General features: G+C 68.5%; 9 protein-coding genes. 7 read left to right on the top strand and 2 right to left on the bottom strand.

The annotated features are described in order from the left end of the window. From ACGFI9_RS37755 to ACGFI9_RS37735, 5 genes are all read left to right on the top strand, one after another. On the top strand, positions 1-817 hold an 817-nt coding region (locus ACGFI9_RS37755), incomplete at its 5' end, for an IS3 family transposase (RefSeq protein WP_393185988.1). A gap of 248 nt (positions 818-1,065) precedes the next feature. Then, entirely contained in the window at positions 1,066-1,371 is a 306-nt protein-coding gene (locus ACGFI9_RS37750; protein ID WP_393185986.1) for a transposase, read from the top strand. Continuing rightward, positions 1,368-1,997 (top strand): IS3 family transposase, encoded by a 630-nt coding sequence (locus tag ACGFI9_RS37745; RefSeq protein ID WP_393185984.1) that lies wholly within the window; start codon positions 1,368-1,370, stop codon positions 1,995-1,997. Before ACGFI9_RS37750 ends, ACGFI9_RS37745 begins: the two co-directional genes overlap by 4 nt. A gap of 15 nt (positions 1,998-2,012) precedes the next feature. Beyond that, the gene (locus ACGFI9_RS37740; RefSeq protein ID WP_393185982.1) at positions 2,013-3,404 is read left to right on the top strand and encodes an IS30 family transposase; all 1,392 of its coding nucleotides are present in this window, start codon (positions 2,013-2,015) and stop codon (positions 3,402-3,404) included. Beyond that, positions 3,388-3,696 carry an IS3 family transposase gene (locus ACGFI9_RS37735; protein ID WP_393185980.1) on the top strand — a complete coding sequence of 103 codons (309 nt, stop codon included), beginning with the start codon at positions 3,388-3,390 and terminating at the stop codon, positions 3,694-3,696. Before ACGFI9_RS37740 ends, ACGFI9_RS37735 begins: the two co-directional genes overlap by 17 nt. A gap of 328 nt (positions 3,697-4,024) precedes the next feature. Here ACGFI9_RS37735 and ACGFI9_RS37730 read toward each other — a convergent pair whose 3' ends face one another. Continuing rightward, positions 4,025-4,459 (bottom strand): hypothetical protein, encoded by a 435-nt coding sequence (locus ACGFI9_RS37730; protein WP_393185978.1) that lies wholly within the window; start codon positions 4,457-4,459, stop codon positions 4,025-4,027. A 125-nt stretch (positions 4,460-4,584) separates the two neighbouring features. On the opposite strand from ACGFI9_RS37730, the gene ACGFI9_RS37725 reads away from it, so the two are divergent. Further along, complete coding sequence (locus tag ACGFI9_RS37725; protein WP_393185976.1) at positions 4,585-5,106, top strand: GNAT family N-acetyltransferase; 522 nt, start codon at positions 4,585-4,587, stop codon at positions 5,104-5,106. 922 nt (positions 5,107-6,028) lie between these two features. Here ACGFI9_RS37725 and ACGFI9_RS37720 read toward each other — a convergent pair. Then, complete coding sequence (locus tag ACGFI9_RS37720; protein ID WP_393185974.1) at positions 6,029-6,868, bottom strand: helix-turn-helix domain-containing protein; 840 nt, start codon at positions 6,866-6,868, stop codon at positions 6,029-6,031. A 73-nt stretch (positions 6,869-6,941) separates the two neighbouring features. On the opposite strand from ACGFI9_RS37720, the gene ACGFI9_RS37715 reads away from it, so the two are divergent. After that, positions 6,942-8,036, top strand: a complete 1,095-nt coding sequence (locus ACGFI9_RS37715) for an SDR family oxidoreductase (RefSeq protein ID WP_393185972.1) — start codon at positions 6,942-6,944, stop codon at positions 8,034-8,036. The last annotated feature ends 486 nt before the right edge of the window (positions 8,037-8,522 follow it).

The raw sequence follows: 8,522 nt of genomic DNA, 5'->3' as shown, positions 1-8,522 counted from the left end.
CTCCGGGTTCTACCGCTGGGCAGCCAGCGAGCCGACCCGGCAGGCACGCGCCGCCGCCGATGACACGCTCGCCGAGCAGATCAAGGTCATCCACGCCGACTCCGGTGGCACCTACGGATCCCCTCGGGTGACCGTCGAACTGCACGACCAGGGTGTGCGGGTCAACCGCAAGCGGGTCGAGCGGATCATGCGGCAGCGTGACGTGGTCGGTCGGCACCTGCGCCGCCGCAAACGCACCACCATCCCTGATCCGGCCGCCCCGCCGGCGCCGGACCTGGTCCGCAGGGACTTCACCGCCGCCGCACCCGACCAGCGGTGGTGCGGCGACATCACCTACCTGCGCGTCGGTGCCGGCTGGCTCTACCTGGCCACGGTCATCGACATCGCCACCCGACGGCTCATCGGCTGGTCGATCAACACCCACATGCGCACCAGCCTGGTCATCGACGCCCTGGACGCCGCAGTCGCCGCCCGCGGCGGCCGAGTCGACGGCGTGATCTTCCACTCCGACAGGGGCGCCCAATACGGCAGCGGTGACGTCGCAGACGCCTGCCAACGGCACGGCATCCGCCGCTCGATGGGGCGGATCGGATCGTCGTATGACAACGCCCTGGCCGAGGCGTTCTTCGCCACTCTCAAACGAGAGCTGAACGTCGACCGCCGCACCTGGGCAACCGAGGCCGACGCCCGCCGCGACGTCTTCCGGTGGATCGCCTTCTACAACCACCGGCGCCGCCACTCCGCACTCGGCTACCTCAGCCCCGCCGACTACGAACAAGCCCTCACACCGACTACGCTGCACCAGATCGCGGCGTAACCCGGTGTCCACATCCCGGGGGGAACCTCAGACCACGGCCAGGACAAGCGCAATGGCGAGGATCGGCCGCCGGTAGCGGACCGTGACGGTGAAGACCGTGGCCAACATGCCAGGAGCGTAGTCGACCTCATCCAGGCGCTTGGCCCCTCAATTTCCGGATCTTGTCAAACATCTGGTGGTGAGGTTGACCCGGTTGTATGGACATCCATCCATGGCGAGGGCGGTTGCCCTCGGGAGAGGATGTCGAGATGCCGAGAGCATCGAAGTACCCGGCTGAGTTTCGTGCCCACGCAATGGAGTTGTGGCGCACGTCGGGGAAGTCCCAGCGGGCGATCGCGCTGGAGCTGGGCATTACCAACGAGACGTTGCGCAACTGGATCCGCCGGGCTGACGAGGACGACGCTGTCCCGGGCCAGCCCGCTGCGGGGCTCAGCGGCAGCGAGCGGGAGGAGTTGCGGCGGCTGCGAACGGAGAACAAGACCCTGCGCCAGGAGCGTGACCTGCTGAAAAAAGCCGCAGCCTTCTTCGCCAGGCAGCACGACCGGACCCGGTGAGCACGTTCGCGTTCATCGAGGCGGAGAAGGCTAACTTCCCGATCAGCTTCATGTGCGCCCGGCTGGGTGTTTCCCGGGCCGGCTTCTATGCCTGGCGGGCGCGGCGGCCCAGCAGCCGCGACCGGGCTGACGCGCGGCTGCTGTCGCTGGTGCGCGCCGTGCACATGTCTTCGCGCGGCACCTATGGAGCGCCGCGGGTGCATGCCGAACTGCGGGCGGCGCACGCCGTGCGGTGTGGGCGCAAACGCGTCGCCCGGCTGATGCGCACCGCCGGGCTGGTCGGGGTGCACCGGCGCCGGCGCATCGGGCTGACCCGCCGGGACCCCACCGCGACGCCCAGTCCGGACCTGGTCAAACGCCACTTCGCTGCGGACCGGCCCAACAAGCTGTGGGTCGCCGACATCACCCAGCAACGCACCGGCCAGGGCTGGTTCTACCTGGCGGTGATCGTCGACGCCTACAGCCGGCGGGTCGTGGGTTGGGCCATGGCAGAGCACGTGCGCACCGACCTGGTCCTCGACGCCCTGTCCATGGCCATCACGGCACGTCGACCCCCACCCGGGCTGGTCCACCACTCCGATCAGGGAGCCCAGGGCGGACTCAACCGGTCGTCGCAACACCTCTGATCATGGAGGTGTTCGATGGTGCGTCGTCAGCAGTCGGCGGATCGGGCTCTGCGACCGGCGATGCGTTCACCGGGCCGGCCGATGCCGGCGCGGCATGTGGAGCGCGCGTTCTGGCGCCTGATTGCGCAGGGCAAGCGCACTGAAGAGGCAGCGCTCGAGTTGGGCGTGTCGACGCCGGTCGCGGTGCGCTGGTTTCGTCACGCTGGCGGTATGCCGCCCCTGAGTCTGGCCGAGCCCACCGGCCGCTACCTGTCGTTTTCCGAGCGTGAGGAAATCGCGCTGCTCAAGGCGCAAGGTCAGGGTGTCCGCGCGATCGCCCAGGAGCTGGGGCGGGACCCGGGCACGATCTCGCGGGAGGTGCGGCGCAACGCTGCGACCCGCGGCGGCAAGCGAGAGTACCGGGCCACGGTCGCGCAGTGGAAGGCGCAGATCTCGGCGCGGCGTCCCAAGCCGGCGAAGCTGGCGAGCAACCCGCGGCTGCAGGAATACGTCCAGACGCGGCTGAGCGGGCAGTTGCGGCGTCCCGACGGGACAGTTGCAGCCGGCCCGTCGACGACGTGGAAGGGCCTGAACAAGCCGCACCGCGCCGATCGGCGCTGGGCCACGGCGTGGAGTCCGGAGCAGATCAGCCATCGGCTGGTCGTCGACTTCCCTGACGATGAGGACATGCGCATCAGCCACGAGGCGATCTACCAAGCGCTCTACATCGAAGGACGCGGAGCCCTCAAGCGCGAGCTTGTCGCCTGCCTGCGGACCGGACGTGCACTACGCAAGCCCCGGGAACGCTCACGCAACAGGCCGCAAGGACACGTCAACGCTGATGTCGTCCTGAGCCAACGACCCGCCGAGGCCGCCGACCGAGCGGTCCCCGGTCACTGGGAGGGCGACCTGATGATCGGACTGAACCGCTCCGCCATCGGCACCGTCGTCGAGCGCACCAGCCGCTACACCCTCCTGGTCCACTTGCCCCGCCTCGAGGGCTACGGAACCACCCCGCCCGTCAAGAACGGGCCCGCCCTGGGCGGCTACGGCGCCATCGCGATGAAAAACGCGCTCCAGGCGACGATGACCGCCATGCCCAGTGAGTTGCTGCGATCCCTGACCTGGGACCGCGGCAAGGAGCTATCCGCGCACGCCCAGTTCAAGGTCGAAACTGGCATCGCGGTCTACTTCGCCGACCCCCACTCGCCCTGGCAGCGCGGCACGAACGAGAACACCAACGGCCTGCTGCGCCAGTACTTCCCCAAGGGCACCGACCTGTCCCGCTGGACCTTCGATGACCTCCTCGCCGTCCAAGCCGCCATTAACAGCAGACCCCGCAAGGTCCTCGGCTGGAAGACGCCCGCCGAGGTCCTCGACGAGCAGCTACGGTTGCTCCAACCAGCAAGTGTTGCAACGACCGGTTGAGCCCAGGCAGTACACCTCGCTGGCCTTCGGCCGCGCGCTACGGGCTGCTGGCATCGCCGCCTCAATGGGCACCGTCGGCGACTGCTTCGACAACGCCATGGCCGAAAGCTTCTTCGCCACCCTGCAAACCGAACTGCTCGACCGCCACTACTGGGCCACCCGCCACCAGCTGGCCACCGCCGTATTCGACTACATCGAAACCTTCTACAACCGCCGACGCCGTCACAGCGCCCTGGACTACCACAGCCCAGCCGAGTACGAGACCATCACTGCGGTGGCACCTGCCGCCTAACAACCCGCTGTCCACGCAACCGGGGCAACCTCAGTGGGACGCCACTGTCAAGCATCTCCCGTGACACGACAACAAGTCACCGGAGGTGTGATCCGACAGCTGATGTGCGACGCAGCTCTGCCAGGTGATGTGCGACAGGGGTCAAAACCTGGGCGGCGCCGTCGGCGCCTGAACGCACGGATTGCCGGGACGCGCGCTTCCGACCAGGCTCTCGGACGTCCGACTCTGCCGCGGGTCGAGCGCGTAGGCGGCCGGTGCCGCCATCACTGTCCGTAGTTAAGCCCGCTCGGCAGATGTGCTTTGCCGGTGTGGGTGCCCGGGTAAGGGGCTACGCCCAGGGCGGGATGTAGCGGCCGACGTAGTCGCGAGCACGGGGGAGCGGGTCATGCCAGTACTGGTTCGGCATGCGGTGGTGATGCTTGTCGCAGAACTCAGCGAGAGTGTCTGTGATCTTGACTCGGTCTAGCCTATGGCCTTCGAAGTCTGTGTTGACCGCCAGCAGTTGCGGCTCGGGATTCCAGCCCGAGTGGTCGAATGCCCAGCCATCCCAGGCCGCGTAGGTGTGGAAGACCTGCCGCTCGCCCGGGAAGCGCACCCCGACTATCTCGAACGACCGGTCTGGGTAGGAGTCTCGGCAAACCCAGGCGAGAATGTGACATGCTCCGGCAGCGAAGAAGGCCTGGTCCGTCCGTTCCCATGCGGCGCGCTGGTTTGATCGCTCGATCGGCGTCCGACGAAACACTCCAGCTGCTTTTGCTGCCACAACCGGGAGGTTAGTGGATGGCCCGAGGCATCCGCTCGAGCCGCGATCAGTGTGGCGGCTCTCGAACGGTGCGGCCGAGGGCTGGCTGCAGTGTCAGTACGCGTTCGTGGCGTTACCGTTGCCGCATGCCGGAACTGGTCGCGCCTACCATCCGCCTGCACACCGCCTGGCTCGAGGCGCATGCGGAGTGGGGCCCCGGGCGGCACGAGGACGGTTTCGGGCTGGGCCCGTCCGACGAGGTGGACTCGCCGGCCGGGTTTGCGGCCTGGGTGGCGCGCCTGATCGGTGAGTCGGACCCGGCGAAGACAATCGAGCCTGGCAAACCCCGGTGCACCTATCGATGGGTCGTGGAGAGCGATCGCGTCGTCGGCGGGATCGCGCTGCGGCACGGGAGCAGCGACTACGTGCTGTGGGCCGGCCACATCGGTTACGGCATCCGGCCGTCCGCGCGCCGGCGCGGGCTGGCGACCTGGGCGTTGGGCCGGATGCTCGACGAGGCGCGGGTGCTCGGCCTGGATCGGCTGCTGGCCGTCTGCGCGGTCGACAATGTCGCCTCGGTGAAGACGATCGAGCGGTGCGGCGGCGTTTTCGAAAGCATCCGGGACACCAAGTTCGGCCCCGTCCGGCGTTATTGGATCGAGCTTTAGCCATTGGGTCAGGTGCGCGGATCTGCCGATGAGCGGACGTTCTGGCGGGGTGGCAACTTTGAACCCACCGCTCGCGGACCGTGGTTCACTCTCAGTCGTGAACACCCCCGATCTCGCCGCTCTGGTGCCCGGTCAGATGGCTCGGCATCCAAGCTTCGAGTGGACCATCCTGTCGGGCTGGGTCCCGGAGCAGGACCTGGTGGTCGAGTTGCACCCTCGCGGCTGGCCGGAGCGGTTGGCCACAGTCCAAGTCAACTCTGGGGCGGAGGTCTTCAGCTTCACATTCGCTGGGTACTTGAGCCACGGGTTCGCCTACGCGGATCAGGACCGGTCCGAGGCCCTTCAGGAGCGAATCGACCTTGCCGCTGAGGCTGCCAGCGGACCCACGCGAGTCATCCGTGACTGCCGTGGCGGCATCACTGTCAGAAGCACGTTGGTGGTAGATCCCGATGGGCCGCACCCACGCCTGGACGTCGTCAGCTACCCCTTACGGCGCCTTAAGTCGCTTTTCAGAGCGGGCCGCGGTACGCGAGAGGTTGACGACTTCCCCGCTGCACGCCGCAGCTAGCAGTCACGACTGCTTCGCGCCAATGCTCGTTCATGCCGCCGTTCGTGCGCCGCGCGTTGCCGGTCGCGACAGCCGGTACGCGGTGCCGGCGCTGTCGGCGTCCTGAACTGCCGATGTGCGCGCACCTGACCTTGCTTCAAGACGTCTTTCCGATGTTCGGCGATTGCGGGGTGCGGCGCCCGCGGGCGGGCTGTGGCACCGGAGCCCGCTTACGGCTGCAAGTATTCTGACATCACGCGGCTGACCCGTTGGGGTTGCTTGATTTCGACCGGAAGGAGCTCCGCCGTCCTCGGCTTGGGATCGATGACCGGGGTACCCGAGACCGCACCGAGGCCGGCGTCGCGGGTGGCCGGTCTACGAACCGGGTGCGGACGACACGGGCAGCGCCGTGGAGGCGAGCAGCGCCAGGTGGTCGGCGTCGGCGGTGGCCGGGTCGGGGTGGAAGACGACGAGCATCAGGCCGTCGCTGCCGCTGATGTGCAGCTTCTGCCGGTTCAGACGCAGCAGGCCGACTTGGGGGTGCAGGAAGGGCACCATCACGGCGCCCTCGCGGGGGCGGACGTCGTGGCGGGCCCACAGCTGCCTGAACAGCGGGCTGGCCAGGGAGAGCTCGCCGACGAGTTCGACGCAGCGCGGGTCGTCGGTGTCGGTGCCGACGGCGCTGCGGAAGGAGGCGACCAGCGCCGCTGCGGCCATCTCCCAGTCGGGCCACATCGCCTGCTCGCCGGGGTCGAGGAACACGTCACGCAGCCGGTTGGCGCCGGGGACCAGGCGTGGTGAGAGCGCTGTGGCGAGTGGGTTGGCGGCGAGGACGTCCAGGTAGCGGCCCTCGATGAAGGCCGGGAACGGCAACATCGCCACGAACGCGGCGGTGCTGGGCGGGACGACATCCTTGCGGGGACGTCGCCGCCGGGGCTTGTCGGCGGCGAGGCCCAGCAGGTAGTCACGGGCGGGGTCGTCGAGCTGCAGGACGCGGGCGAGGGACTCCAGGACCTGGACCGAGGGGCTGCGGTCCCGGCCGCGTTCGAGGCGCAGGTAGTAGTCGGCGCTGATGCCGGCCAGCATGGCGACCTCTTCGCGGCGCAGGCCCGGCACCCGGCGTACGCCCACGACGGGAACGCCCGCCTGCTCGGGGGTGACGAGTTCGCGGCGGGCACGCAGGAAAGCGCCCAGCCGGTTCGGTTCGTCGGTCATGATTTCACCGTACGCACGCGCTCGCCCTGGTGAGGGGGTCCTGCCAGACCCTCGGCTGAGGGGAGCTCTACCTGTGCGGGATCGCCGGCCGGATCGTGGTCACCGAACGTTCCTACCGATTGAGGCGGATCAGATGACGCAGCAGCGTGTCCTTGTCACCGGCGGTTCCGGGTTCATCGCCGGCCACATCATCATTCAGTTGCTGAAGCAGGGCTGGCAGGTACGCACCACCGTACGGACGCTGCAGCGGGAAACCGAGGTACGGGCGGTGCTGCGTGAGGCCGGCATGACCGGCGGCGGCGCGTTGAGCTTCGTGGCCGCGAACCTGCTCGACGACGCCGGCTGGGCGCACGCCCTCGCCGGCTGCGACTATGTCCTGCACGTGGCCTCGCCGGTGCACACCGGGAATCCCGGCGATGAGGAGAAGGTGGTTGGACCGGCGCGCGAAGGCACGGTGCGGGTCCTGCGCGCGGCTCGGGACGCCGGTGTCAAGCGGGTCGTGCTCACCTCCGCGTTCCACGCTGTGAGCTGGGGACATCCGCACCGTGACACGGCGTTCACTGAGGACGACTGGACCGTGCTGGACGGACCGGGCGTCGACGCGTACGCCAAGAGCAAGACCCTCGCCGAACGTGACGCGTGGGACTTCGTCGCGCGCGAGGGCAAGGGCATGGAACTCGTCGTGCTGTGCCCTGTGGCGGTCGTCGGGCCGGTCATGGGCCGCGACATCTCCGGCACCAACCACCTCGTACAGCGCATCCTCGAAGGCGGCATGCCCGGCTATCCCAACATGTACATCCCGTTCGTCGACGTGCGCTACGTCGCCAGCGCGCACGTACTCGCAATGACCACGCCCGCAGCCGCGGGGCAGCGTTTCCTGCTCGCCAGCGGCCCGGCAATCCCGATGAAGCAGGTCGGCGGCCTCCTCCGGGCCCGCCTCGGCGGCGCCGCCGACCGGGTGCCGACCCGGACCATCCCCAACGTCGTCGTGCGGCTGGGCGCCGTCTTCAGCCGGGAGTTCCGTCCCATCGTGCCCGACCTCGGATACGCCAAGAAAATTTCCAACGACAAGGCCCGCCGCGTGCTGGACTGGAAGCCCCGCCAGACAGACGACGCCATCCTCGCCGCCGCCGAAACCATGCTGACCAAGGGCCTGATCAAGCGATAGTCGTCGCATGCAGATGCAGCTTGGCAGCGGTGACGGCTCCGCGAGGGGGTTTGTCCGGACCGAACCTGTTGTCGTGACCAGACTGACGACCGTGTCCATGGTCGAGGCCGGGCGACCGGGCCGTCGAACTGCCGCGTTCCATTGTCCACGTTCCATCGCCCTACGCCCCGGCGCCGGTCTGAGTCGACGGCGGTGCGGTCTGCGTTCGCCGGGCGTACAGCCACATCACCCGGCACGAAGGAGAAGGCGTCTAGCCGCGCCGTTAGGCGTTCTCGCCAGACACCTCAGCCCTGCCCCATCCGGATCTGCCGCGAGGCGCTCGCTACGCATAGTCACAGCAAGTGGCGGGCCGGCATCCGGACCTGGCCGATGTGCGTGCCGCTCATTGGGTGGCACTGGCCAGCAGGATCGCCTGATCGTCCCGCTCCTTGCCCTGCGCACGTCGCACCAGCCGGCACACCTCCCGTAGGCCGGCAGCCTCGATCT

It is taken from the genome of Micromonospora sp. NPDC048930 (assembly GCF_043197935.1).
GTDB lineage: Bacteria > Actinomycetota > Actinomycetes > Mycobacteriales > Micromonosporaceae > Micromonospora.
This window is presented reverse-complemented; position numbering and strand designations above follow the sequence as displayed.

Coding starts and splice junctions, on each gene's coding strand:
- ACGFI9_RS37740 (WP_393185982.1), top strand. CDS start 2,013: ATGGTGCGTCGTCAGCAGTCGGCGGATCGGGCTCTGCGACCGGCGATG.
- ACGFI9_RS37720 (WP_393185974.1), bottom strand. CDS start 6,868: ATGACCGACGAACCGAACCGGCTGGGCGCTTTCCTGCGTGCCCGCCGC.
- ACGFI9_RS37750 (WP_393185986.1), top strand. CDS start 1,066: ATGCCGAGAGCATCGAAGTACCCGGCTGAGTTTCGTGCCCACGCAATG.
- ACGFI9_RS37725 (WP_393185976.1), top strand. CDS start 4,585: ATGCCGGAACTGGTCGCGCCTACCATCCGCCTGCACACCGCCTGGCTC.